This window comes from Rhodanobacter sp. G2-10, assembly GCF_055809185.1.
Map to the genome: position 1 here is coordinate 519747 of NZ_CM147900.1, position 26068 is coordinate 545814.

Here is a 26068-nt window from a genome sequence, read left to right on the forward strand (position 1 = left end):
ATTGACATCATGATGCGATCGCATCATGATGCAGTCGACCGTATCGACCGGAAGCCCTCATGCGTACCACGCTGGACATTCCCGAACGCGAGCATGCCTTGTTCACGAGCCTGGCGCGTCAGCAGGGCGTCAGCTTCAGCAAGCTGGTGGTGGAGTTGGCGCTGCGCGGACTGAAGGCGCCGGCCAGCGTGGGCGATGCGGCGGGCAATTACGATGTCGATCCCGAAACCGGCCTCGGCGTGTTCCGCACCGGTCGACCCGTCACCATCGACGAGGTCAGGGCGCTGGACGACGAATGGTGACACGTCTGCTGGACGCCAATGTATTGATCGCGCTGTTCGCAGGCGACCACGTGCACCACACCATCGCGCGCAACTGGTTCGTTGCCTTGCGCGGCGAATTCGCGACCTGTCCCGTCGTGGAGGGTGCGCTGACCCGCTGGATCGTGCGCATCAGCGAACACGATGGCATGCGTGATGCCCAGCGCGAACTGGCCAAGCTTGCTGCCGATCCGCGCCATCGGTTCTGGCCGGACGACCTGTCGTATGCGCATATTCGCCCGCACGGCGTGCTCGGCCACAAGCAGGTCACCGACGCCTACCTCGCCGCCCTGGCGCGCAAACACCACGGGCGCCTGGTTACGCTCGACCGCGGCCTGGCGGCGCTGCACGACGACGTCGCCGAACTGATACCAACCTGAGGACTCCCCCATGAAACTCGGATCACTGAAACAGGGCGGCCGCGACGGCACGCTGATCGTCGTCAATCGCGAGCTCACCCACGCGGTGAAGGCCACTGACATTGCGCCGACGCTGCAGGCGGCGCTGGACGACTGGTCGAACGCGGCGCCGCGACTCAATGCGCTGTCCGAGCAGCTCAACGCCGGCAAGGCCCGCGGTGCGTTTGCGCTGGACATGGCCGCACTGGCGTCGCCGCTGCCGCGCGCCTACGAGTTCGTCGACGGTTCGGCCTACCTGCCGCACGTGGAGCGCGTGCGCCGCGCGCGCGGTGCCGAGGTGCCCAAATCGTTCTACACGGATCCGCTGATGTACCAGGCCACCAGCGCCGGCTTCCTCGGTCCGCGCGATCCGGTGGTGGTGCCGAGCGAGGACTTCGGGATCGATCTTGAGGCCGAGGTCGTGGTGGTCACCGACGATGTGCCGATGGCGGCGACGCCGGCACAGGCGTCAGATCACATCCAGCTGATCGGCCTGATCAACGACGTCAGCCTGCGCGGCCTGATCCCCGGCGAGCTGGCCAAGGGCTTCGGCTTCCTGCAGTCCAAGCCACGTTCGGCGTTGTCGCCGGTGCTGGTGACACCGGACGAACTGGGCGATGCGTGGCAGGGCGACAAATTGCACCTGCCGATGCGCACCTGGCTCAACGGCAAGTGGTTCGGCGAAGCCGAATGCGGCGTGGACATGCAGTTCTCGTTCGCCGAGCTGGTCGCCCACGTAGCCAAGACCCGCCCGCTCACCGCCGGCACCATCGTCGGCTCCGGCACCATTGCCAACGAGGACACCAGCAAGGGCGCCTCCTGCCTTGCCGAGCAGCGCACGGTCGAAACCCTGCGTGACGGCAAGCCCACCACGCCGTTCCTGAAATTTGGCGACCACCTGAAGATCGACATCACCGATGCGGCTGGTGCGTCCATTTTCGGTTCGATCGAACAGCAAGTCGAGCCGTACCGCGCCTGACCTGTCGACCGCGCAGATCGGCGGGCAGCGCCCGCCCTACGATCGTCGGAGGTACATCGCCCGATTGCTGTGCCGTAGGGCGGGCTCTGCCCGCCGGCCTTTCCGGTCAAGACGCCGAATTAGTGATCCCGCAATTGACACGGATCAAGGCGGCCGCAAGGCGCAGTCGACAGACTCCGCCCCATGAACAAAGCCATCACTCCCCCCGAATTCGACGCGGCCCTGATCGCGCGCTACGACGTCGCCGGGCCTCGATACACGAGCTACCCCACGGCGCCGCACTTCACCGCGGAGTTCGATGAGTCCGCCCTGCGTGGCGTCATCCGCGCCTCCAACGAGGAGCCGATTCCGCGGCCGCTGTCGCTGTACGTGCACGTGCCGTTCTGCATGAGTCCGTGCTTCTACTGCGGCTGCAACCGGATCATCACCCGCGACCTCACCCAGGCCGAGCGTTATCTCGAACGCCTGTATCGCGAGATCGAACTGATCGCACCGCAATTCGACCGCGACCGGCCGGTACGCCAGCTGCACTTCGGCGGCGGCACGCCGAACTTCCTCGATGCCACGCAGATGGGCGAGCTGCTGGAATCACTGGCGCGACACTTCAGTTTCAGCCAGGCGGCCGAGCGCGAATACGGCATCGAAATCGATCCGCGTTTCGCCGACGGCGACTACGTGCGTGCCCTGGGCAAGCTGGGATTCAACCGGATCTCGGTGGGCATCCAGGATTTCGACCCGGTGGTGCAGAAGGCGGTCAACCGCATCCAGAGTTTCGAGCAGACGCGCGAAGTGCTGGACGCGGCGAGTGCATCGGGATTCGGCTCGGCCAGCGTCGACCTCATCTACGGTCTGCCGTTCCAGACCGTCGAGGGCTTCAGTCGCACGCTGGACCAGGTGGTGGCGCTCAACCCCGATCGTGTGGCCGTGTATGGCTACGCGCACCTGCCGGAGATGTTCAAGGCGCAGCGGCAAATCGCCGCAGCGGACCTGCCTGATGCGGCGACCCGGCTCGCGCTGTTCGGTTGCGCCGTGGCGCAGCTGTCGGCGGCGGGCTACGTCTATGTCGGCATGGACCACTTCGCCAAGGCCAGCGACGAATTGGTGCTGGCGCAGCGTGCCGGGACCTTGCAGCGCAATTTTCAGGGCTATTCGACCCACGGCGAGTGCGACATCGTGGGACTTGGGGTCAGCGCCATCGGCCGCGTCGGCGACAGCTACAGCCAGAATGCGCGTGACCTGATCGGCTACTACGCGGCGCTCGACGCGGGACGCCTGCCCGTCGTGCGCGGACTGGAGCTGGACGAGGATGACCTGATCCGGCGGGCGCTGATCAACGAGTTGATGTGCCATGGCACCGTCGACAAGCAACAGTTCGGTGCACGCCATCGGCTGCGCTTCGACGAGTATTTCGTGCAGGCACGGCAGCGGCTGGCGCCGCTGATCGAGGACGGTCTGGTGCTCGAAGATGCCAGGCGGATCCAGGTGACCTCGCGGGGAAGGCTGCTGTTGCGTATCATCGCCATGTGCTTCGACGCCTATCTCGACGACGCGGCACAGGCAGCGCGCTACTCGCGCGTGATCTGATTTCCGCAGCCCCGACCAGGCAAGCAACCAGCATCATGCAATCCAAGCACCCGGCAGGCCGACTGCCCGAGCCGCCCAACCCGATTGCCGACGACGGCGACGAGACGCATTTCTGCGGCACCTGTGCCTTTTCCAGCGCGTGCCTTGCTGCCGGCTATGGCAAGCCCGAGCTGGCCGAGCTGCAGTGCCTGGTCGAGCACGTGGGGCCGTTCCGCGCAGGCGAACACATCTTCCGTACCGGCGATCCGTTCCGGGCGATCTACGCGGTGCGCTCGGGCACGGTGAAAACGCGCATGGTCGACAAGGAGGGGCGCGAGCAGGTGCTCGGCTTTTACCTGCCGGGCGAGGTGATCGGCCTCAACGCGATCTACCCGGAGCATTTCCCTTGCGACGCGGTGGCATTGGACACCGCGTTCTTCTGCCGCTTCTCGTTCCCCGCCATGAGCGCGCTGGCGTCGCGTGTGCCGGCCGTGCAGAAACACCTGTTCCGCATGCTGAGCAAGGAACTGGGCAGCGCCAGCCTGCTGGCCGGCGACCACAGCGCGGACGAACGCGTGGCCGCATTCCTGATGGATCTGGCCAGTCGCTACGCAGCGCGTGGTTTTTCCGCCACCCGTTTCCACCTCAGCATGTCGCGCGGCGATATTGCCAACTACCTGCGACTGGCCGCGGAAACGGTGAGCCGGGTGTTGAGTCGGTTCCGCGCGCAGGAGTTGATCCGCATCGAGGGTCGCGAGCTGGAGCTGCTGGACCCGGTCAAGTTGCGCCAGACCGGGCAGGCCTTGCTGCCCGACTGATCTTCGCTTCCGCGGGCAGGTTCAGGCGGCAAACAACAGCGGTCGCATCCGTGTCTGGGCAAGATCGCTCATGTCGCCGTGCAACGCGTTGCCGCCGTCGGCGGTGGCGCGCTCGACGATGGTGGCGGCAAGACCCTCGAGCAAGGCCACGTTCTGGCGCAGTCGCGTGCGTAGCGATGCGTCGTCCAGTTGATCGTGCAGCGTGGCATTCATGTCGGCGAACCAGGGCAGGTCCTGCTGGTCGAGCATGACCGGGTGATTGTGTTTCGCCGAATGTGCGTGCCAGCGCCGGAAGAAACCCTGCATGCGTTCGTTCAAGGTCCGAGCCAGGCCCAGTTCGCTGGCCAGGTCGGCGTACAGCGGTGCATCAGTGAGTCGTTGCTGGAACACCAGCTGGCACAGCACGCCCCAGTAGTAGGCATAGTCCCAGATCACCTTGATCGGCAGCACTTGCGCGTTCCCCATCAGCGGATATTGATGGCGGAACAGGCACAGCGTGCTTTCGTAGAATGACCCGAACAGGCGCTCGTACAAGCGCACGTACGGAGCGAGTTGCCGGCCGGCGAGGTCGTGCTTCACCAGCTGGCAGATGTAGGTGTTGGCGATCGCGATGAAATCCGTGCCGGGTGAATAGAACGGGTCCAGGAAGGGGCCGGCCTCGCCGGTGAGCGCCCAGCGGTCGGCGCTGAACACGCGGGCGCTGGCGTAGGAGTAATCGCGGAAGAAGGCGAAATCGAGCAGTTTGTCCGTGCGCCCCTGCACCTGGCGGGCGAGCGCCGGCTGGTGCGTGGCCAGCCAGTCGCAGGCACGCTCGAAGGAGTTCATCGAGGCGATCGGGTGCATGGCGGCGTCGGCCACGATGCCGATCGAGTGCGCGCCGGAGGCCAGCGGAATCAGCCAGCTCCAGTAGCCCGGGCCGCACAGGTGGTTGGTCGAGCGCCAGCGTTCCGGCGGAGTGCATCGCGATTGCCAGTCGGGCTCGCCGCACCAGCCATCGATCTTGATGCGGTCATCGAGGCGAAACCAGACCGCATTTGCATGATGGCCGTTGTCGCGGGTGAGGTCGAGGCGACGCCGGATCAGGCCGGCGCGGCCGGACGCATCGAGCAGCCAGCGCGCGGTGAGCCGCGCGGTTTCGCCTGCCTGGTCCACGCACTCGGTGTGGTGGGCCGCGCCGCCATGGCCAAGCTCGAACCTGAGCACGCGGGTGCCCTCGCGCACGTCGATGCCGCGGCGAAGCGCTTCGTCGTACAGGAAGTTTTCCAGGATGCCGCGATCGACCTGATAGCTCGGCGTGGGCAGCACCTTGCTGACGCCAAGCTCGGTGACGGCGCCCAGGTCATCGCAACCGTCGGAGAAGAAGAAGCGGAATCCGAATTTGTGGATATGCGCGGTTTCCAGGTGATCGCGCAGGCCCAGCGTGTCGGCGAGGTAATGCGCACCGATCTCCACCGTCGACTCGCCGACCTTGTGCGCGGCCACTGGCAGTGGATGGGTGCGTCGTTCCAGCACCACGATGTCCAGCTCGGGGCATTCACCGCGCAATTGGAGCGCGAGTGTCAGCCCGGCCAGCCCACCGCCCAGGATCACCACATCGTGCGTCGTGCCGCTCATCAGCGCTGCGCTCCGTTGGTCAGGCTCCGATTGTGCAACGTTCCGGGCAGGTATTGCACTTCGGCGCTAATCGACGGCGACGGACGCCACCGGCTCGATCACGCGCGGCCGCGCGCGCGAGCGGCGGTAGCTGGCGATGATGTTGCCGTAATGGACGACCCGGCCAATCGTGTAGGTGGTGATGCGGGTGACGTCGCGTACCGGACTGAGGTGGCTGGCCCGGAAATGGCCATGGTAGCGAGAGGCGATCGGTACCGAGACGATGCCGAGCTTCTTCTCGCGTGAGGCCGCGATCAGGATCGCGGCCTCGAACACGAAGTTCTCGGCCGGCAGGTCGACCAGGTCCAACGCGGCGCGTGGATACCAGCGCTGGCCGCTCTGGGTGTCGGCCACCGGCTGCGCGCAGGCCCAGGAAATGCCCCAGTCGGCCACCGCATTCGCGCGGCGGCGCCCCTTCGGCTGCTGCGCCTTGTCCAGCAGGCGCGCGCCGATCACGATGTGATCCGGGTGACGCGTGGCGGCAGCCACGATTTGAGGGATGTCGCTGGCCAGGTGCTGGCCATCGCCGTCCATCGTGAGGACCGCCGAGTAACCCTGGCGCAGGGCCTCGCGGAAGCCGTAGCGCAGCGCCTCGCCCTTGCCGCGACGCTGCGCGTGTCGCAGCAGGGTCACCGACAGCGTGGCGACGATGTCCGGGGTGCGGTCGTCCGAGCCGTCGTCGACCACGATGACCGGCGCGCCGAGGGCGAGTATGGATTCGAGCACCGACTTGATCGCCGCCTCCTCGTTGAGGCAGGGGACAAGGACGCACCAGCGTGCTGCAGCGGTGTTCATGCGGCCTGCCCCCGGTGGTCGGTGCGTGCCAGGTCCACTTGCAAGCTCAGCTCCGTCGACGCGGCGAGCTGGCAGCGACCGGAGCCCTGGTGCAACAGCGTCAGCAGAGCCAGGCTGGTTGCCGACGGGCTGCCGCGGCGCCATGCGTCCAGCGGCTCGGGCAGCGACGTGTCGGCGTGGCCGGCAAGCAGTTGCAGGTCCAGTGTCGCGATGCTGGCGGGCCCGGCCGTTGGCGCCAGCACCAGCGCCATGGCGAACGATTCGGTGCAGTGGGTGACTTCGCCGAGCGGCCCGCTGCCGGCGGTGTCGCTGCACACCACCAGCACGGGGCACTGCCCGGTCAAGACCTGGCTTGCGGCTTCCAGCAGGCCGGCACCGAAACTGGCCCGCTGCGCGGCCACGGCGGTGGATGGCGCGTGGCAGCCGCTGGCCATCGTCCAGTAACCCACCGGCGCGTTGTGCACCGAATTGTGGAAACGGATCGGCGAAAGCTCAGCCGGCGCGTGCGCGAGCGTGGCGCACATGTAGTCGGTGATCGGCTGGTCGCCGTGGGAGGAGGCGAACACGCAGGGCAGGGTGCCCGCATCGCGTCCACTCATGGCCACCGCCTGGCCGGCCACTTCGACCGCCAGCAGCACGCTCTCCGGCGCACGGCGGCGTTCGTTGGGCGACAACACGGTGGCAGCCGGACGCTTCGGCGGCGGCGCGGGGGATTCTCCGTCAAGCAGCTTGCCCAGCGCGGCGAAATCGCCCAGCGCCGGCGACCACAAGCCCACACCTTCCACCCATACCCGCAACGTGCTCATGCGGTGAACCCCGCGCGAGCGAAGGCGAGGCACGCGTTGTTGCCACCGAAGCCGAACGAGTTGCTCAACGCCACATCGATGCGCCGTTGCTCGTTGTGCCAGGCGAACGACCCGCCGCAATCCGGATCGGGCGATTCGCCGCCGAGATTGCCGGGGACGAGCCCATGCTCGATCGCCAGCAAGGCGATCACCGCCTCGACGATGCCGGCGGCGCCCAGCGTGTGGCCGGTGTAGCCCTTGGTCGAGCTGGCGCGCGTCGTGGTAGGAAAACTGCGGTTGACCAGCGCCGCCTCGACTTCGTCGTTCTTCTGGCTCGCCGTACCATGCAGGTTGATGTAGTCGACCCGGGACGCCTCCAGGCCGGCACGGACCAGCGCATCCTTCAGCGCCAGTTCCGCGCCCAGACCTTCCGGGTGAGGGGTGGACATGTGGTGGGCGTCGCTGGCTTCACCGTAGCCAAGCAACCGGGGCGTGTCGGGGGCTCGCTCCACGCGCTCAAGCAGGGCGAAGCCGGCCGCCTCGCCGATCGAGATGCCGTCGCGCGCCACATCGAATGGCCGGCATGGCGTGGTGGACACCAGCTCCAGCGCGTTGAAGCCGAACAGCACGCTGTCGCACAAGGTGTCGACGCCGCCGACGACCGCCGCATCGACCAGGCCCAGCCGCATCAGCCGCTCGGCGCAGGCAAACACCTTGGCGCTGGAGGAGCACGCAGTGGACACGGTCAGGCACGGCCCGGTCAACTCGAGTGCGGCGGCCACGAACGCTCCCAGCGAATGGGGTGCGTGGATGGCCGGTCGCAGCATGTCATCGGCAAATCCGCCATCGGCATCGAGCCGGCGATAGGCCTCCTCGGTGGCACCGATGCTGGCGGTCGAGGTGCCCAGCAGCAGGGCGATGCGGGCTGCGCCGTAGCGCGTGCGCGCTGCACGCACCTGCTCGATGAAGCCGTCTTGCTGCAGACCGATCCACGCGAGTCGGTTGTTGCGGCATTCCCAGTCAATCAGGGCCGGGGGCAGCGGTGCGGCTTCCACGCCGTCGACCCGGCCGATCCAGCACGCCAGCGCCTCGCTGCTGAAGTCATTCGGGCGCAAGCCGGTGCGCGCATGCGCCAGCGCGTCATGCTGGGCGCCAAGGCCGTGGCCGAGCGCGGTGGTGGCGGTGTACGCGGTGACCGCGAGTGGTGTCATGGGCATGGGCATCGGGAAAGCGTAACGGGGGTGCCGGACATTGCCTAGGAGTCTGTCGGACGTTGGTTGGCCGGCCTGCGAATCCGCCTGCGCGGTCTATATTTCCGCCGATTCTTGGCCCATGGAACCACCATGGGCCGGCGAACCGTCGAAAATCTATCCTCGCACAGCCGAATTCTCGCCTCGACCACCAAAGTCCGACAGGCTCCTAGGAGTCTGTCAGTCTTTGGTGATCGCGCCGCATGTTCGGCCGGGTGGGGACAGACCCCCCGCCGTGGCGTGTCGGACGTCACGGCATCGTGGCCAGTGCGGCATGAAGGCGACGCGAACAGCGCGCTTGCCGGTTAAGCTGGGTGCCCCTTGCAAGGATCCGCCGCGTCGTGTCCAGCCAGCCATTCGCTCCGTCTCGCCATCGGCGCTATTTGCGCGATCTCGACGTGCTGCACGCCGGATTGGTGAGCTTGCTGGCGCTGCTGCTCAGTGGCGGACTGATATGGCTGGGCTACCTGATCCACGTGTGCCGGGTCGCCGCGCGCAGTCCGCTGCTGCCGCCGCGACGCATGGTGGTGCTGGTGTTCGGACGTCGACTGGAAGCCGGCCTGCCGCAGCACGATTACTGCCAACGGCTGCGGCGCGCACTGACGCTGGTGCAGGCCGCGCGGACCGACCATCTGTTGCTGCTGGGTGGTTGCAGCGATGGCCAGCGCAGCGAAGCGGCGGCGGGCCTGGAGTGGCTGCTGCAGAACGGCCTGCCGCAACGGACCCGGGTCGAGTTGGAACAGGATTCGATGGATTCGCTGGAGAACCTGCGTCACGCGCGCTGCTTGCTGCAGCTGGCGTCCGTCGGCGCCGGGCTGCCCTCGGTGGCGCTGGTCACCAGTCGCTATCACATGGCACGTTGTCTGATGCTGGCGCAGCGATTGGGTTTAGACAGCGTGCCGGTGGCTGCCGAGGTTGCCCTGTCGCTGCAGCCGCGCTACCTGGGCCGGCTGCTGATGGAGGCCAGTTACGTGATGTGGATCGACCTGGGCATGCGCTGGGCCAAGCTGATCGGACACCGGCGCATGGCCGCGCGCATCAGCTGAGGGGCAACGCGCCGCCGACAGTGTAGCTGGTGCCGCCTGATCCAGCTCAGCTCGCCGCGACGCCGGGTCGCAGCAAATCGCTGCGCGCGCCTTGCTAAGCTCGCGCTGTCCCATTGACGGAATCCACGATGAGCCAGCAAGCCGACCTCGCCGAAACCTTCCTGCGTGAATTGCAGGATCGCATCTGTGCCGCCATTGAACAGGTCGATGGCGACGCGTGTTTCACCGAGGATGCGTGGACGCGGCCGGCTGGGGGTGGCGGGCGCACACGCGTGCTGCGCGATGGCGGCGTGTTCGAGCAGGCGGGCGTCAACTTCTCGCGCGTGTCCGGCAACCAATTGCCGCCCAGCGCCACTGCGCATCGCCCCGAGCTGGCCGGCGGCAGTTTCATCGCGACCGGTGTTTCACTGGTATTGCATCCGAAGAATCCGCATGTGCCGACCACGCATGCCAACGTGCGCTATTTCGAGGCCAGCAAGGAAGGCGTGGAGCCGGTCTGGTGGTTCGGCGGCGGCTTCGACCTGACCCCGTTCTACCCGCAGGACGAGGATGTGCGCCACTGGCACACCGTGGCACGCGACCTGTGCGAGCCATACGGCGCCGAGGTCTATCCGCGCTACAAGAAATGGTGCGACGAGTATTTCTATCTCAAGCACCGCGACGAGACGCGCGGGGTCGGCGGGCTGTTCTACGACGATCTCAACGAGGGCGGCTTCGAGCGCTGCTTTGCCTTCACGCGCGACGTGGGACAGGGTTTTCTCGATGCCTACCTGCCGATCGTGGAGCGTCGCAGGGACGCTCCGTACGGCGAGCGCGAGCGGGAATTCCAGCTGTACCGGCGCGGTCGCTACGTGGAGTTCAACCTGGTCTACGACCGCGGCACCTTGTTCGGACTGCAGTCCGGCGGACGCACCGAGTCGATCCTGATGAGCCTGCCGCCGCGGTTGCGTTTCGAGTACGCCTACACCCCCGAACCCGGTTCCGAAGAGGCTCGACTGGCGGACTACCTGCGCCCCCGCGACTGGTTGTAGGAGCGCACCCTGTGGGCGAATGCTCTTGGTCACGTTTCGAAGAGCATTCGCCCACAGGGTGCGCTCCTACACGTTCGGTCAGGGGTTTTCGCCGCTGAACTTCACCGCCGTGGCCCCTTTGACCGGTCCGATCTGCGCGCTGTCGCTGACCTTCAGTTCGACCTCGCGTCTGAAATCCAGCGTGCCTTGCACCACGGCGTGGGGGCCGATCACCACGACCGGTGTACGCCGGTTGAAGTGGAACCAGCCGCCGGGTTTGCTCACCAGGATGCCGCCCTCGACGCGTGAATTCGCACCGATCGTGATGTCGCCGCCCACCGTTTCGATGCCGCCGGCGACGTGCGCCTCGGTCAGGCTGATCGCACCATTGACGTTGCCGAGCTTGCCGCTGACGTCGGCCCCTTTGTCCAGGCGGATGCTGCCGTTGACCGCACTGACGTCGCCGCCGACCTTGCTGGCGCTGCCCAGCGTGATGGCGCCGTTGACCGTGTCCAGCGCGGCGGCCTGGGCATGGTCGCCCAGCTCGATGGCGCCATTGACGGTACCGGCTTTCTGCACGGTGGCACCGTTCCCGACGTGTACTGCGCCATTGACGGTGCTGACGTCGCCCGCCTGCTGGCCAGCTTCGACCTGGACGGAACCGTTGACCTTGTCGATGTCGCCTTGATGGGCGCTGGCGAAGCCGGGCAGGCACAAGGCCAGCGCGGCAAGCATGAATGTGGTCGGGATTCGACGCATGGTGGTCTCCATTTGGTTGGTGAACCCGGGTTGGGTGACTCCATCTGGGATGCGCCAAACGCCGAAGGGGTTTAGCGTGACCTGTGGCAGGGGTGGTATTTGACGCTGGCGGAGCCGACGTTCACCATGCGCAGTTGACCTCACCACGATGCACACCACCATGCACAAGCTCGTACTGATTCGCCACGGCCAGTCCCAGTGGAACCTCGACAATCGCTTCAGCGGCTGGGCCGATGTCGATCTCACCGAGCATGGCATGGCCGAGGCGCGCGAGGCCGGACGGCTGCTGCAGGCCGCGGGTTTCAGCTTCGATGTGGCGCATACGTCGGTGCTCAAGCGTGCGGTGCGCACGCTGTGGGGCGTGCAGGACGCGATGGACCTGATGTGGCTGCCGGTGCTGACCGACTGGCGCCTCAACGAGCGTCACTACGGTGCGCTCACCGGCCTCAACAAGGCCGAGACCGCAGCCGAATATGGCGAGGAACAGGTCAAGATCTGGCGTCGCAGCTACGACATTCCGCCGCCGCCGCTGGAGCGCAGCGCGAATGAATCCGTGCACGACCCGCGCTATGCCTCGCTCGACCCGAACGACATCCCCGACACCGAATGCCTCAAGGATACGGTGGCCCGCGTGCTGCCGTACTGGCACGAGGTGCTGGCACCGGCGATCAAGGCCGGCCAGCGGGTGATGGTGGTGGCGCACGGCAATTCCCTGCGTGCACTGGTGAAATACCTCGACGATATTTCCGACGAAGAGATCGTGGGCGTGAACATCCCCAACGGCGTGCCGCTGGTGTACGAATTCGACGATGCCATGAAGCCGCTGCGCCACGAGTATCTCGGCGACGCGGACGCGATCGCCGCCAAGATGGCGGCGGTGGCCAACCAGGGCAAGGCGAAGTAGCTGATGTCGACGGCGATCGCGCCACGGCAAGCGGCGGCGGCGCTGACCGAGTACTGGTCGCCGCGGGTGATCGGCGAGTTGGACGACAACTATCTCAAGGTCGCCAAGGTGCTCGGTACGTTCGGTTGGCACAGCCATGACGACGAGGACGAGCTGTTCATGATCCTCGCCGGCCACTTGCGCATCGAGCTGGAAGCAGGTGCGGTGGAGTTGGATGAAGGCGAGTTGTTCGTGGTGCCCAAAGGCGTGCGCCACAACCCGGTGGCCGCGGCCGAATGCCTGATCCTGCTGATTGAACGCAAATCGACCTTGCACAGTGGCCATCAGGTCACCGCCCGCACCCGCACGATAGCGCAGCAACTTGCTGGTGTCTGAACCGGGCGGCATGGCGAAGAGGTGACAAACGTCAGTCGTCAGCGCGCGTGTCGCCGGCTAAGCTGGTCGCATCTTCGCCATCGGTGGATCGCTCATGCCTGCCCATCTGACCAGTTACCTGATCATGTTGCCCGTGCTTGCGCTGATCGTGTGGCGACGGGTCAGCCGCACCTTCGGTCGACAGCGGATCAGGCGCAAGCGGATGATCGCCCGTGTCGCGATCTTCGCGGTCATCGGCGGCCTGCTTGCGCTAAGCGGCTTCCATCATCTGGCGCTGGCCGAAGGCTTGTTCGGTGGCGTGCTGGTCGGCGGCGCGGTCGGCCTGGTCGGCCTGCAGCTGACGCGCTTCGAGGTGGATCCGATCAAGGGTGACTGCTATGTGCCCAATCCGTGGATCGGTGCCTTGCTCACCGTGTTGCTGCTGGGGCGGCTGGCCTGGCGGTTGATGGTGGCGTGGCCGCAGCTGCAGCACGCCCAGGCGGGCATGCAGGCGCAGCCGATGGCTTACGCCTCGAGTCCGTTGACCATGTTGGTGATCGGGCTGCTGATTGGCTATTACATCGTCTACTACAGCGGCGTACTGATTCATCACCAGCGTTTCGTGCGGTCGCATCCGGCCGCTACGGCCTCCGAGGTCGAATGACGCCCGAGGCGTCGATAAGCTGGAAGGTGAAGACATGAATCAGCCTGTGTCAGCTGCGCCCCGCTCGCTGGACCAACAGCGGGAAGAGTTTGCGCGACGGCGGTTCCTGGCCATGCCCTTGGCCGGCTGTATCGCATGGGTGGTCGCCGGTGTGGCCGGCGCATGCCTGGCACCGCTGTATGCCGTGTGGGCACTGTTCATCGCGACCGGATCCATTGCCTATCTCGGCATGTTTCTGTCCCGTTTCACCGGCGAGAACTTTCTCGACAAGTCGCGACCGAAGAACGCGTTCGATGCATTGTTCATGCTGACCGTGCTGATGTCGCTGCTGGTCTATGCGATCGCCATCCCGTTTTTCCTGAGCGACTACACCTCGCTGCCGCTCAGCGTGGGAATCCTGGCGGGACTGATGTGGGTGCCGGTGTCGTGGATCATCCGGCACTGGATCGGCGTCGCGCATGCGCTGGTGCGCACGGTGACGGTGCTGGCGGCCTGGTATCTGTTTCCGGCACAGCGGTTCGTGGTGATTCCGGCGGTGATCGTGGTGATCTATCTGTTCACGATGCTGGTGCTCGAAAGCCGCTGGCGGAAGTTGCAGCGCGCCTGAAGACCCGCACGCTGCATGCCGCATCCGGGCCTCGTTGGCCGCGATCACTCCGGCAGGTGCGGCAATGCCAGGTATTCCTCGCTCTGCATCTCGATCAACCGCGATTCGGTGCGACCGAATTCCGCGCGCAGGCGCTCACCGTCGTACAGTTCGGTGATCGGTGCGGCCGCAGTGAGCACCAGCTTCACTCGACGGTCGTAGAACTCATCCACCAGCTGCACGAAACGCCTGGCTGCGTCCTCGCTGTAGATGGTGAACTGCGGCACGTTGGCGATGATGATGGTCGGGCCGGCCTTGGCCAGCGCGATGTAGTCGGCGACGGCGCGCGGGCCTTCGCACAACGCGGCGAAGTCGAACCACAGGACGTTCGGGGCGCGCTTGTGGAACGTGATGTCGCGACCGTTGATGTGCAGCGTGCCATCGACTTCAACGGGCTCGCTGGCCTGGCTGGTGAAGATGCGCTCCAGGGCGCGATGCGACTCGACACCCGGTGGCGTGAGGTAGACCGGTGCATGGGTCAGCGCGCGCAGACGCCAGTCACGCGAGGAAGCCATCTCGACCACATGGCAGCGTTGTTCGATCAGGGCGATGGCGGGCAGGAAGCGGGCGCGTTGCAGGCCGTCGCGATACAGGTCCTTGGGCGCGGTGTTGGAGGTGGTGACCAGGCTCACGCCGTGCTCGAAAAGCGCATCGAGCAGGTTGGACAGGATCATCGCGTCGCCGATGTCGTTGACCAGGAATTCGTCCAGGCACAGCACGCGGCAGCGCGCCGCGATGCCGGCGGCGACCTCGACCAGCGGGTTCTGTCGTTCGCCCAGCTCGCGCAGGCGGGCATGCACTTCGCCCATGAAGCGATGGAAGTGTCGCCGCAAGACCACGCCGTGCGGCAGACTGGCGGCGAACAGGTCCATCAGGAACGTCTTGCCGCGCCCCACCGTGCCCCACAGGTAGAGTCCCGGCACGGCCTCGGGCGGGTCGTCGCCCAGCAGCGACTTCAGCCGGCCAAACAGGCCGCTTCCGGTGGCCGGTTCGGCGCACAACGCGGCGTGCATGCGGTCGAACTCGGGCAGCAGCGCCAGTTGGGTCGGATCCGATTCCCAGCGGTGCGCGGCGACACCTTCCTCATAACGCGCGCTCGGCGCGAGCAATGGTGGTTCAGTCATGGAGCAAGTCAGGCCAAGCGTGTCGGGGGCAGCCAGCCGCGGACGGCATGCTTGATCGCGCCGCGCAGATCCATCAGTCGACGATGGAAGAAGTGGCTGGTGTCGGGCATGCGGACCAGTTCGGGCTTGTGTTCCAGGCTGTCGATCCAGTCGAACACGGCCTGGGGCTCGACCACCTCGTCGGCCTCGCCCTGCACCACCAGCCAGGGGCAGGTCGGCAGCGCGATGGTGCCGAACTCATAGCGGCCTGCCGGTGGCGCGATGCTGATCAGCGCATCGGCATGCAGCGGCACCGCCTGGGCGATACTCACGAAGCTGCCAAACGAGAAGCCGGCCAGCCACAAGGCATCGTCCGGGCGTACCCGGCGCACCCAGGCCACCACGGCGGCGAGATCCTCGCGCTCGCCGCGACCCTTGTCGAAGCTGCCCTCGGAATTGCCCGCCTCACGGAAATTGAAGCGCACGGTGTCCAGCCCGGACTCGCGCAATGCGCGCTCGGCCATGGTCACCACCTTGTTGTGCATGGTGCCACCCTCGCTGGTCAGCGGATGGCAGATCACCGCCACGCCGCGACGGGCGTCGGCGCGCTCGGCGAGGTCGCTGGACGCCTCGAGCTTGCCGACCGGGCCGGTGAGCAGGAAACTGGCAGCGACATCCGGAAAACTGGCAGGGTCGGCAGGGAGTGTGGTGGGATTCATGCAAGGGATCATAACCGCCATGCGCGTTCGCCGCCCGTGCCCGCTTGGCGGCATGGCCCGATGAACCATCTGGCGCACGCCTTGCTGGCTGGCGACGACGAGGCATTGCGCCTGGGCGGCATGCTTGGCGATTTCGTGCGTGGCCGGCCCGACCCTGCCGTATGGTCGGCTCGGGTGATCGCCGGCATGCGCCTGCACCGCGCGATCGACGTTTACACCGACGCCCATCCCGAGGTGCGAGCGGCCAAGGCGCAACTGCCGCCACCGTATCGACGTTATGCCGGGATCTTGCTGGACATGTGGTTCGATCACTGCCTGGCACGGGATTTTTCCCGCTGGAGCAAGCAGCCATTGTCCGCGTACTCCGAGGCGCTGCGCCTCCTGCTGTGGCGGCGGGACACGTTGCTGACGCCAGAGCTGCGCCGGTTTCGCACCTACATGGACGCGAACCAGCTGCCCGCCGGCTACGCCGACCGTGCCGTGCTGGGGCGGGCGCTGGCCGGGATCGGGCAGCGCCTCAGCCGGGCCAACCCGCTCGATTCGGCCTTGCCGGTACTGGTGGCGCATGAAGATGAGCTGCAGCAGCGGTTCGAGGCATTCTTCCCGCAGGTGCAAGAGTTCGCGCGAGAGTGGATCGGGAAATCGGTGAGCTGAAGCGGTGCGTCTCGGCGGACTTGAGATTCCAGTCCCCGTGCTTGTGGGAGACTCCGAAATTCAGAGACGAAGGTCGATGGCCCCAGGGATCGCTTCCCCCGCTAGCGGGGGAAGCTGCCCGCAGGGCTGATGGGGGGCTTTGGCCTTTGCCCTATTGAGGCGAACAACGCTCGGCACCGGTCTTGTTCGAGTGCGCACAGTCCCCGGATCGCTTCCCCTGCTCGCGGGGGGAAGCTGCCCGCAGGGCTGATGGGGGCGTTTTGGCCTTTGCTCTATTGAGGCGAACAACGCCCAGCATCGGTCTTGTTCGAGCGCACAGAGTCCCCGGATCGCTTCCCCCGCTCGCGGGGGAAGCTGCCCGCAGGGCTGATGGCGGCGCTTTGGCCTTTGCTCTATTGAGGCGAACAACGCCCAGCATCGGTCTTGTTCGAGTGCACAGAGTCCCCGGATCGCTTCCCCTGCTTGCGGGGGAAGCTGCCCGCAGGGCTGATGGGGGCGCTTTGGCTTCGCTCTTGTGGGGTCACTGTGGCTTCTGTGCGTGATGCGTTGTTTGGTGCGGTTTGGCTTGTGGCGGTCTGGAGAGGTTCTGGCTGGGCGGCCCCCCACCCCAACCCTCCCCCGTGAACGGGGGAGGGAGCCAACGAAAATGCCGCCCGGTGGGCGGCATTTGGCGAAAGCTTGTTGGATCAGGCGAAAATCATTTCGCCTGATCGACGATCCAGTGCACGGCGGCCTTGACCTGCTCGTCGGTGAGCGCCGGGTTGCCGCCCTTGGGTGGCATGAAGTTGCCGTCCGGGCCGTGGTAGCCCTCGATGGCGTGCTTGACCAGGGTGTCGATACCTTCCTTGATGCGCGGCCCCCACATGGCCTTGTCGCCGAGTTTCGGCGCGCCGGCGATGCCTGCGGTGTGGCAGCTGGTGCACAGATGGTCGTAGATCTCCTTGCCGTCGGTGGTGCCACCGTAGGCAACTTGCGACGCTGCCGCCTTGGCCGCGGCTTCCTTGGCGGCCTGCATCGCGGCGCGACCGGTGTCGCCAGCGTAGACAGCGCCGGCCGGGGCGAGTCGTTCGGCCACTTTTGCCGGCTGGTTGGGATTGGTTTCCCTGGGCTCGCTGTTGTTGATCGCGAGGGCCGACAGCACAAGGATCACGGTGAGTACCATCAGGCTGCCGATCGTCACCGAAAACTGGCGCAGGAAGCTCTTGTCGGAATTGCTAAGGGAACCGCTCACGCACGTACTCCTTTCAGTGGGCGGGCTGGGCCGCCTGATTGACTGCACTGTCACGCCGGTCTGGCGAAATCGTCTCAGCGGCCAGGATCGAACGCGTCGATGGTCCCCAACCCCTGTTGTCGGCTGCCGGATCGCGCTCGGCGCGCCCAGACAACCAGTCCGGTATTATAAACGAAGCGTGCGGCAAGTTTCAGGCCTGCCGGGTGTTTCTGTTGTCCTGCCGGCTGGAATGATCTCCGACCGGTTCCATTCGGGCTGAAACGGGACGCATACCCTGCCATCGGTCATGCCCTACCCGTGTCAACCGGCATTGTTCAAAGTTGTTCAAGTGCCCCTATGCTTCGACCATGCGGGCGCGCTCGTCTGCGCGGTTGCGGATGGAGTGGTCGTGGCTGCCACGATCACGCGCCGGTTTGCCGGATTGGTTGCGGTTTGAACGCCAGGGTTCAATTCAGGAGTTTTGCATGTCGCGTTTTTGGAAGATCGCGTTGATCGTACTGGCTGTGGTCATCCTGGCCATAGTCGGCTTCCGACTGTTGCACAAGCCGGCCGGCGCCGCGGCCCAAGCCGGTGGCAACGGCAAGGATGGCGCCAAGCCTGTGCCAGTCACGGTGGTGCCGGTGGCCAAGCAGAATGTGCCGGTCTACCTGACCGCGCTGGGTACCGTGCAGGCGCTCAATACCGTCACGGTGATCCCGCAGGTGAGCGGCCAGCTGCTCAGCATCAATTTCGACGAGGGGCAGCCGGTGAAGAAAGGCCAGGTGCTGGCCCAGATCGACCCGCGCACGTTCCAGGCCAGCTATGACCAGGCCGTCAGCCGGCGCAACCAGGACCGCTCCCTGCTGGCCACGGCGCGCAGCAACTACGCGCGCGCGCAGGATCCGAAATACAGCCAGTACGTGGCCAAGAGCGATCTGGTGACCCAGAAGAACACCGTGGCCCAGTACGAGGCAGCGGTGGCTGCCGACGAGGCGGCGATGCGTGATGCCAAGGTGCAACTGGATTACACCCAGGTGCGCTCGCCGATCGACGGCCTGGCCGGCATCCGCGCCGTGGACCCGGGCAACGTGGTGAATACCTCCACGCCGATCGTCACGCTGACCCAACTGCATCCCATCAATGTGATGTTCACCCTGCCCGAGCAGAACCTGGACATGGTCCGTCGCGCGGCCCAGGGCGCGCAGCCGCTGCAGGTCACGGCGCTCGATCGCGTCGACGCGCACCCGATTGCCAGCGGCGGCGTGCTCAAGGTGATCGACAACCAGATTGACACCAGCACCGGCACGTTCCGGCTGAAATCCGAGTTCAGCAACGAGCACAACGAGTTGTGGCCGGGCCAGTTTGTCAATGTGCGACTGCTGGTGAACACGGTCGATGGCGGCCTGGTGATTCCCTCGCAGGCGGTGCAGCGCGGGCCGGACGGCGACTATGTCTACCAGGTGCAGGGCGACAACACGGTCAAGATGCAGAACATCGTGGTCGCCGGCGAAGTGGGCGACAGCCACGTGATGGTCGGCAGCGGGCTCAAGGTCGGCGAGAAGGTGGTGACCGAGGGTCAGTTCCGGCTCAAGCCCGGCAGCAAGGTCACTCCGCTCAAGCCCGGTGAAGTGCCGGCGGCGCCTACGGCGGAGGATCTGCAGAAAGCGAAGAAGGAAAACACGGGTGGCCGTCGTCGTCACTGATGAGCGCGCATCCCCGGCGCGTTGCCGGGGAGCCACGCGAAGCATGATCGCGGTGCGAGCCGCTCCACTTCTCCACGGATAGCCATGGGATTCTCCACGCTCTTCATTCGCCGACCGATTGCCACCTCGCTGCTGATGGTGGCGGTACTGCTGCTCGGCATCCTCGGTTTCCGCCAGCTGCCGGTGTCGGCGCTGCCGGAGATCGAGGCGCCCAGCCTGGTGGTGACCACCCAGTATCCGGGTGCCAGCGCCACCACCATGGCGACCCTGATCACCACGCCGCTGGAGCGCAACCTTGGGCAGATCTCCGGCCTGAGCATGATGAGCTCGGACTCGTCCGCCGGCCTGTCGACCATCGTGCTGCAATTCAACATGGGTCGCGACATCGACGTCGCCGCGCAGGACGTGCAGGCGGCGATCAACCAGGCCAAGGGCACGCTGCCGGGCAACCTGCCGTACCCACCGGTGTACAACCGGGTCAATCCGGCCGATGCACCGATCCTCACTTTGGCGCTGCAGTCGGACAGCCGCCCGCTGCGCGATGTCAACGACCTGGCCGACTCGATCCTGGCGCAGAAGCTGTCGCAGGTGCAGGGCGTGGGCCTGGTCTCGATCGCCGGCAACGTGCGCCCGGCAGTGCGCATCCAGGTCAACCCGGCGCAGCTGGCCAACCTCGGCCTGACCATGGAGGACGTGCGCTCGGCGTTGACCCAGGCCAACGTCAACGCGCCCAAGGGCACGCTCAACGGCAAGACGCAGAGCTATTCGATCGGCACCAACGACCAGCTTGCCGACGCCGAGCAGTACAAGAGCACGATCATCAGCTACAAGAACAACTCGCCGGTGCGGCTGTCCGACGTGGCCAAGGTGGTCGACGGCGTCGAGAACGACCAGCTCGCTGCCTGGGCCAACGGCAAGCCCGCCGTGTTGCTGGACGTCCGTCGCCAGCCTGGCGCCAACATCGTGGACACGGTGGAACAGATCCGCCGCATCCTGCCGGAGCTGCGCAGTGCGCTGCCCGCCGACGTGCACCTGGACGTGTTCGCCGACCGCACCGTCACCATTCGTGCCTCGGTGCACGACGTGGAGTTCACCCTGATCCTCACCGTGTTCCTGGTGATCGGCGTGATCTTCGTGTTCCTGCGCCGGTTGTGGGCCACCATCATTCCGGCCACGGCGGTGCCGTTGTCGCTGCTGGGCACGTTCGGGGTGATGTCGTTCACCGGGATGTCGCTGGACAACCTGTCGTTGATGGCGCTGACCGTGGCCACCGGATTCGTGGTCGACGATGCGATCGTGATGATCGAGAACATCGTGCGCTATATCGAAAAGGGCCACGACGGGCCGGAGGCGGCCGAAATCGGTGCGAAGGAGATCGGCTTCACCGTGCTGTCGTTGACCGTGTCGCTGGTGGCGGTGTTCCTGCCGCTGCTGCTGATGCCCGGCGTGACCGGGCGCCTGTTCCACGAGTTTGCCTGGGTGCTGACCATCGCGGTGAGCATCTCGATGCTGGTGTCGCTGACGCTGACGCCGATGATGTGCGCCTATCTGCTCAAGCCCGATCAACTGCCCGAAGGGGACGACGCACACGAACGCAGCGCGGCCGCCGGCAAGCGCACGGTGTGGGCGCGCTCCGTCAATCTGTACGAGCGTTCGCTGGACTGGGTGCTCGATCACCAGCGCCTGACCATGGTGGTGGCCGGTGCCGCGGTGGTGCTGACCGTGTTCCTGTACATGGCCATTCCCAAGGGCCTGCTGCCCGAACAGGACACCGGCTTGATCACCGGCGTGGTCCAGGCCGACGACAATATTGCGTTTCCGGCCATGGAGCAGCGCACCCGGGCGGTCGCCGAGGCCTTGCGCAAGGATCCGGCAGTGGCCGGCGTGGCCGCGTTCATCGGCGCCGGCACGATCAATCCCACCTTGAACCAGGGTCAGCTCAGCATCGTGCTGAAAGATCGCGGCGACCGCGATGGTCTGGCCAAGTTGTTGCCGCGACTGCAGCAGTCGGTGGCGGATATTCCGGGCGTGGCGCTGTATCTGAAGCCGGTGCAGGACGTGACCCTGGACAGCACCGTGTCGGCCACGGAATACCAGTATTCGCTGTCGGAGGTGAACGCCGCCGAGTTGGCCAAATTCGCCGACCAGATGACCCGTGCGATGCGCCAGCGGCCGGAATTGGCCGATGTGGACAACAACCTGGCCGATCGCGGCAATGCACTCAAGCTCACCATCGACCGCGAGAAGGCGAGCCGGATGGGCGTGCCGGTGCAGACCATCGACGACACCTTGTACGACGCCTTTGGCCAGCGCCAGATCTCCACCATCTTCACCCAGTTGAACCAGTACCGCGTGGTGCTGGAAGTAGCGCCGGAGTTCCGCAACAGCACCGACCTGCTCAACAAGCTGACCGTGCGCGGCAACGGTTCGGGGGCGCTCACCGGCAGCAACGCGACCAGTTTCGGCCAGGTCAAGTCGAGCAATTCGGCCACCCCCACCGGCATCGGCAGCACCGGCAATATCGGCATCAGCCTCGGCGGCGGCGGCACCATTCCGCTGTCTTCACTGGCCAGCGCCGAGGTGACCAGCGCGCCGCTGGTGGTCAGCCACCAGCAACAGCTGCCGGCGGTGACGCTGTCGTTCAACGTGGCGCCGGGGTATTCGCTGTCCGACGCAGTGGATGCCATCCACCAGGTCGAGCACGAGATGGACTTCCCGCCGCAGGTGCGTGGCCAGTTCATCGGCAAGGCGGCCGAATTCAATTCGTCGCTGGGCGACGAGGTGCTGCTGCTGCTCGCGGCGATCGTGGTGATCTACATCGTGCTGGGCGTGCTCTACGAGAGCTACATCCATCCGCTGACGATCATCTCGACCCTGCCGCCGGCCGGTGTGGGCGCCTTGCTGGCGCTGATGGTGTTCGGCATGAGCCTGTCGGTGGACGGCATTGTCGGCATCGTGCTGCTGATCGGCATCGTGAAGAAGAACGCGATCATGATGATCGACTTCGCGATCGAGGCGCGTCGCGCCGGCCTCAATGCGCATGATGCGATCCGTCGTGCCTGCCTGCTGCGTTTCCGCCCGATCATGATGACCACCTTTGCCGCAATGCTCGGCGCGTTGCCGCTGGCGCTGGGTACCGGCATCGGATCGGAACTGCGCCGTCCGCTGGGTGTGTCGATCGTCGGCGGCCTGTTGTTGTCGCAGCTGGTGACGCTGTACACCACGCCGGTGATCTACCTTTACATGGAGCGTTTCTCCGACTGGCTGGCAGCGCGGCGCGAGCAGCGCGCCCTGAACCACGCGCGGATCGGCAGTACGGCGTGATCCTTTCGTTCTGAGTTGCTTCCGCCTCTCCCGGGATTGCGGGGGAGGTGGCGTTATTCGGCTGGCCGATCAACCGTTTTGCAGTTTGCGCGTTGATGATGGGATGATCCGCTCACGTCCTGGACGGCATGCTGTCGTCCGCATCACGGTTGTCTTCGCTGCATGAATGTCTCCGGCCCGTTCATCCGCCGCCCGATCGGCACCTCGCTGCTGGCCATGGGGCTCTTCGTCGGAGGCATGATCTGCTACTTCCTGCTCGGCGTGGCGGCGCTGCCGAACATGCAGTTTCCGGCGATTTTCGTGCAGGCCAGTCAGGCCGGCGCCGACGCCAGCACGATGGCCTCCACCGTGGCCGCGCCGCTGGAACGTCATCTGGGCCAGGTGCCCGGCATTGACATGATGCGTTCGTCGAGTTCCGAAGGGCGCACCTTCGTCTTCATGATGTTTCGCAACGGCACCAATCTCGATTCCGCCGCACGCGACGTGCAGGCGGCGATCAACGCGGCGGCACCCGACCTGCCCAGCGGCCTGAATGGCGCGCCCAGCTACCAGAAGGCGAACCCCAATGACGATCCGGTGATCGCGTTCGCGCTGACCTCCGACACGCAGTCCGCCGCCGATCTATACAACGTCTCCGACACGCTGCTGGCGCAGCGCCTGCGCCAGTTGCCGGGGGTGTCTTCAGTGGAGATCGCCGGCGCCTCGACCCCGGCGATCCGGGTGGACGTGAACCTGCGTGCGCTCAATGCGATGGGCCTGTCGCCGGATCAATTGCGCAACGCTTTGCGCGCGGCCAACGTGACCTCGCCCGAGGGCTTCCTCAGTGACGGCAAGACCCGCATGGCGGTCGCGGCGACCACCGCCCTGCACAGCGCTTCGGATTTCGCGCAGTTGGTGATTGCCAGCCACAGCGGCACGCCGGTGCGGCTGTCTGACGTGGCGCATGTCTATGCCGGTACCGAAGACGCATATCAAGCGGCCTGGTTCGGTGGCAAGCCGGCGGTTCTGATGTACGTGTACAAGAAGGCTGACGCCAACGTCATTTCCACCGTCGACCTGGTCAAGGCGCAACTGCCGGCCCTGCGCGAATTCCTGGAGCCGGGGACCAGGCTGACGCCGTTCTTCGACGGTACGCCGACCATCCGGGCATCGCTGCACGAGGTACAGGCCACCTTGCTGATCTCGCTGGCGATGGTGATCCTGACCATGGCGCTGTTCCTGCGCCGGCTGGCGCCTACCTTGATCGCCGCGGTGGCGGTGCCGCTGTCGCTCGCGGGCGCGTTCGTGGTGATGTATATCCTGGGCTACACCTTGAACAACCTGACCCTGCTCGCGCTGGTGATCGCGATCGGCTTCGTGGTCGACGACGCGATCGTGGTGATCGAGAACATCATCCGCCACATCGACGAAGGCATGAGCCGGATGCAGGCGACCCTCGCCGGCGCGCGCGAGATCGGCTTCACCATCGTCTCGATCACGGCGTCGCTGGTGGCCGTGTTCATTCCGCTGTTGTTTGCCGGTGGCATCACCGGCATGTTCATGCATGAGTTCGCGGTGACCCTGGTGGCCGCCATCGTGGTGTCGGCGGCGGTGTCGCTTACACTGACGCCGGCACTGTGCGGGCGCTACCTCAGCGGCCATCGGGCTCGTGCGAAGCTGGGAAGCCTTCCCGCCAGAACCCATCTGCTGGATCGCTTCCACGCGGGCATGTTGCGTGTCTATCGCCGCGCGCTGGACTTTTCGCTGCGCCACGCGCTGCTGTTCGCGCTGACCCCGCTGGCGCTGATCGGGATCACTTTCTACCTGTTCACGGTGGTCAAGGCTGGCCTGTTTCCGCAGCAGGACACGGGCCTGATCTGGGGCCGCGCCACGTCCAGTGCCACCGTCTCGTTCGATGAGAGCAAGCAGCGTCTGCAGCGGCTCACCGCCATGCTGCTGGCCGATCCCGATGTGGCCACCGTGGGCACGCGCCTGGGCAGCAGCCGCCACGGCACCAGCGGTTCGTTCAACATCGACCTGAAAACGCACGCGCAGGGGCGCGAGGACGACACCTTCGAGGTACTGGCCCGGTTGAGTGCGAAGGCCGCGAAGTATCCCGACCTCCATCTGCGCCTGCGCCCGGTGCAGGATCTGCCCAGTGGCGGTGGTGGCGGCACCAGTCAGGGCGCTCAATACCAGATCTCGCTGCAGGGCAACGATCTCGCCTCGCTGCAGTTGTGGTTGCCGCGGCTGGTGACCGAGCTGAAGAAGAACCCGATGTTCCGCGACGTGGGCAGCGACGTGGAAGATGGCGGTTTGCGCCAGAATATCGTCATTGACCGCGATACGGCTGCGCGCATGGGTGTCACCGTCGGCGCGATCGACGGCGCACTGTACGACGCCTTCGGCCAACGCCAGGTGTCGACCATCTACTCCGACATCAATCAGTACAGCGTAGTGGTCAACGCGCTGCCTTCGCAGACTGCCACGCCGGATGCGCTCAATCGCGTCTACGTGAAATCGAACAAGGGCCAGATGGTGCCGATCACCGCATTTACCCGGCAGGAGCCGGGCCTGGCGCCGTCGCAGATCACCCACCAGAACCAGTTCACCACGATGGACCTGAGCTTCAATCTCGCGCCCGGCGTAAGCATGGGCCAGGCGTTGCAGGTGATCCAGTCCACGGTCGGCAACATGCGCATGCCGGGCGACATCAAACTCAACGTCGGTGGGGATTTCCGCCGCTTCCAGCAATCTCAGAGCGGCATGCTGTGGCTGGTGCTGGCGGCGGTGATCACTGTCTACATCGTGCTCGGCATGCTCTACGAGAGCCTGATCCATCCGGTGACCATCCTGTCCACCCTGCCGGCTGCCGGCGTCGGCGCGCTGCTGGCGTTGTGGTTGACCAATACGGAACTGTCGGTGGTGGCGCAGATCGCGCTGGTGTTGCTGATAGGCATCGTCAAGAAAAACGCGATCATGATGATCGACTTCGCCCTGGTCGCTCAGCGCGAGCACGGCAAGAACCCGCTCGAAGCCGTTCGCGAGGCCTGCCTGGTGCGTTTCCGCCCGATCATGATGACCACGATGGTGGCCATCCTGGCGGCGCTGCCGATTGCCATCGGCCTCGGCGAAGGCAGCGAGCTGCGCCGTCCACTCGGCATCGCCCTGATCGGCGGCCTGCTGATTTCGCAAAGCCTGACTTTGCTCAGCACGCCCGCGCTGTACGTGATCTTCTCCTGCCTCGCCGAGCGCCGAGCGGCGTGGAGCGCGCGACGGCGCGAGCGCAGGCTGCTGCGCCAACGAGAGCGGCTGGTGCAGATCTGAGCCGAATCGCGTCGCGGCGCAGGTCATGGCGACAGCTGAACGGAACATTCATCAACTCACGCGTCGTTAACCCGAACGTGCGCAACACTGCGCCCTCCCGAAAGC

The 26068-nt window shown here is 65.9% G+C and carries 23 protein-coding genes; 15 read left to right on the plus strand and 8 right to left on the minus strand.

Annotated elements, in window-relative coordinates; genetic code table 11:
• Positions 1–59: 59 nt before the first annotated feature.
• The 5 genes from AC0L58_RS02370 (at position 60) to AC0L58_RS02390 (ending at position 4078) form a co-directional block, all read left to right on the plus strand.
• Complete coding sequence (locus AC0L58_RS02370) at positions 60–302, plus strand: hypothetical protein (protein WP_473686303.1); 243 nt, start codon at positions 60–62, stop codon at positions 300–302.
• Positions 296–700, plus strand: coding sequence for a TA system VapC family ribonuclease toxin (locus tag AC0L58_RS02375; RefSeq protein ID WP_473686305.1), 405 nt, complete (start codon positions 296–298; stop codon positions 698–700). Before AC0L58_RS02370 ends, AC0L58_RS02375 begins: the two co-directional genes overlap by 7 nt.
• Before the next feature lie 10 nt (positions 701–710).
• Positions 711–1697, plus strand: coding sequence for a fumarylacetoacetate hydrolase family protein (locus AC0L58_RS02380; protein ID WP_473686307.1), 987 nt, complete (start codon positions 711–713; stop codon positions 1695–1697).
• Between the two features lie 183 nt (positions 1698–1880).
• On the plus strand, positions 1881–3281 hold the full coding sequence (gene hemN / locus AC0L58_RS02385) for an oxygen-independent coproporphyrinogen III oxidase (RefSeq protein WP_473686309.1): 1401 nt from the start codon (positions 1881–1883) through the stop codon (positions 3279–3281).
• Positions 3282–3316: 35 nt separating this feature from the next.
• A complete protein-coding gene (locus tag AC0L58_RS02390) occupies positions 3317–4078 on the plus strand; it encodes a helix-turn-helix domain-containing protein (RefSeq protein WP_473686311.1) in 762 nt (253 codons plus the stop codon).
• A 21-nt stretch (positions 4079–4099) separates the two neighbouring features.
• Here AC0L58_RS02390 and AC0L58_RS02395 read toward each other — a convergent pair whose 3' ends face one another.
• From AC0L58_RS02395 to AC0L58_RS02410, 4 genes are all read right to left on the minus strand, one after another.
• Positions 4100–5692, minus strand: a complete 1593-nt coding sequence (locus tag AC0L58_RS02395) for an NAD(P)/FAD-dependent oxidoreductase (RefSeq protein WP_473686313.1) — start codon at positions 5690–5692, stop codon at positions 4100–4102.
• A 66-nt stretch (positions 5693–5758) separates the two neighbouring features.
• Entirely contained in the window at positions 5759–6526 is a 768-nt protein-coding gene (locus tag AC0L58_RS02400; protein WP_473686315.1) for a glycosyltransferase family 2 protein, read from the minus strand.
• Positions 6523–7332 (minus strand): beta-ketoacyl synthase chain length factor, encoded by an 810-nt coding sequence (locus AC0L58_RS02405; protein ID WP_473686317.1) that lies wholly within the window; start codon positions 7330–7332, stop codon positions 6523–6525. The genes AC0L58_RS02400 and AC0L58_RS02405 overlap by 4 nt, the downstream gene beginning before the upstream one ends.
• On the minus strand, positions 7329–8522 hold the full coding sequence (locus AC0L58_RS02410) for a beta-ketoacyl-[acyl-carrier-protein] synthase family protein (RefSeq protein ID WP_473688532.1): 1194 nt from the start codon (positions 8520–8522) through the stop codon (positions 7329–7331). Before AC0L58_RS02410 ends, AC0L58_RS02405 begins: the two co-directional genes overlap by 4 nt.
• A 380-nt stretch (positions 8523–8902) precedes the next feature.
• On the opposite strand from AC0L58_RS02410, the gene AC0L58_RS02415 reads away from it, so the two are divergent.
• Positions 8903–9607 carry a YdcF family protein gene (locus AC0L58_RS02415; RefSeq protein WP_473686319.1) on the plus strand — a complete coding sequence of 235 codons (705 nt, stop codon included), beginning with the start codon at positions 8903–8905 and terminating at the stop codon, positions 9605–9607.
• Positions 9608–9735: 128 nt separating this feature from the next.
• Positions 9736–10638 (plus strand): oxygen-dependent coproporphyrinogen oxidase, encoded by a 903-nt coding sequence (gene hemF / locus AC0L58_RS02420; protein ID WP_473686321.1) that lies wholly within the window; start codon positions 9736–9738, stop codon positions 10636–10638.
• 78 nt (positions 10639–10716) lie between these two features.
• Here hemF and AC0L58_RS02425 read toward each other — a convergent pair whose 3' ends face one another.
• Positions 10717–11376, minus strand: coding sequence for a DUF4097 family beta strand repeat-containing protein (locus tag AC0L58_RS02425; RefSeq protein WP_473686323.1), 660 nt, complete (start codon positions 11374–11376; stop codon positions 10717–10719).
• Positions 11377–11536: 160 nt separating this feature from the next.
• Here AC0L58_RS02425 and gpmA point away from each other — a divergent pair, with 160 nt between their 5' ends.
• The 4 genes from gpmA (at position 11537) to AC0L58_RS02445 (ending at position 13905) form a co-directional block, all read left to right on the plus strand.
• Positions 11537–12280: a 2,3-diphosphoglycerate-dependent phosphoglycerate mutase gene (gene gpmA / locus AC0L58_RS02430; protein ID WP_473686325.1), complete on the plus strand. Its 744-nt coding sequence runs from the start codon at positions 11537–11539 to the stop codon at positions 12278–12280.
• Between the two features lie 3 nt (positions 12281–12283).
• Positions 12284–12655 carry a cupin domain-containing protein gene (locus AC0L58_RS02435; protein WP_473686327.1) on the plus strand — a complete coding sequence of 124 codons (372 nt, stop codon included), beginning with the start codon at positions 12284–12286 and terminating at the stop codon, positions 12653–12655.
• Positions 12656–12749: 94 nt separating this feature from the next.
• Positions 12750–13298 carry a CcdC protein domain-containing protein gene (locus AC0L58_RS02440; RefSeq protein ID WP_473686329.1) on the plus strand — a complete coding sequence of 183 codons (549 nt, stop codon included), beginning with the start codon at positions 12750–12752 and terminating at the stop codon, positions 13296–13298.
• Between the two features lie 34 nt (positions 13299–13332).
• Positions 13333–13905: a DUF7010 family protein gene (locus tag AC0L58_RS02445; protein WP_473686331.1), complete on the plus strand. Its 573-nt coding sequence runs from the start codon at positions 13333–13335 to the stop codon at positions 13903–13905.
• Positions 13906–13949: 44 nt separating this feature from the next.
• Here AC0L58_RS02445 and zapE read toward each other — a convergent pair whose 3' ends face one another.
• Entirely contained in the window at positions 13950–15068 is a 1119-nt protein-coding gene (zapE, locus tag AC0L58_RS02450) for a cell division protein ZapE (protein ID WP_473686333.1), read from the minus strand.
• An 8-nt stretch (positions 15069–15076) separates the two neighbouring features.
• Complete coding sequence (locus AC0L58_RS02455) at positions 15077–15766, minus strand: alpha/beta hydrolase (RefSeq protein WP_473686335.1); 690 nt, start codon at positions 15764–15766, stop codon at positions 15077–15079.
• A 60-nt stretch (positions 15767–15826) separates the two neighbouring features.
• On the opposite strand from AC0L58_RS02455, the gene AC0L58_RS02460 reads away from it, so the two are divergent.
• A complete protein-coding gene (locus AC0L58_RS02460) occupies positions 15827–16420 on the plus strand; it encodes an acyl carrier protein phosphodiesterase (RefSeq protein WP_473686337.1) in 594 nt (197 codons plus the stop codon).
• Positions 16421–17117: 697 nt separating this feature from the next.
• On the opposite strand, the gene AC0L58_RS02465 is transcribed toward AC0L58_RS02460, so the two are convergent.
• A complete protein-coding gene (locus AC0L58_RS02465; protein WP_473688533.1) occupies positions 17118–17582 on the minus strand; it encodes a c-type cytochrome in 465 nt (154 codons plus the stop codon).
• Positions 17583–18115: 533 nt separating this feature from the next.
• On the opposite strand from AC0L58_RS02465, the gene AC0L58_RS02470 reads away from it, so the two are divergent.
• The 3 genes from AC0L58_RS02470 to AC0L58_RS02480 all read left to right on the plus strand — a co-directional run bounded on the left by AC0L58_RS02470 (position 18116) and on the right by AC0L58_RS02480 (position 25963).
• The gene (locus tag AC0L58_RS02470; protein ID WP_473686339.1) at positions 18116–19333 is read left to right on the plus strand and encodes an efflux RND transporter periplasmic adaptor subunit; all 1218 of its coding nucleotides are present in this window, start codon (positions 18116–18118) and stop codon (positions 19331–19333) included.
• 84 nt (positions 19334–19417) lie between these two features.
• The gene (locus AC0L58_RS02475) at positions 19418–22657 is read left to right on the plus strand and encodes an efflux RND transporter permease subunit (protein WP_473686341.1); all 3240 of its coding nucleotides are present in this window, start codon (positions 19418–19420) and stop codon (positions 22655–22657) included.
• A gap of 162 nt (positions 22658–22819) precedes the next feature.
• A complete protein-coding gene (locus AC0L58_RS02480) occupies positions 22820–25963 on the plus strand; it encodes an efflux RND transporter permease subunit (RefSeq protein WP_473686343.1) in 3144 nt (1047 codons plus the stop codon).
• Positions 25964–26068 lie beyond the last annotated feature (105 nt).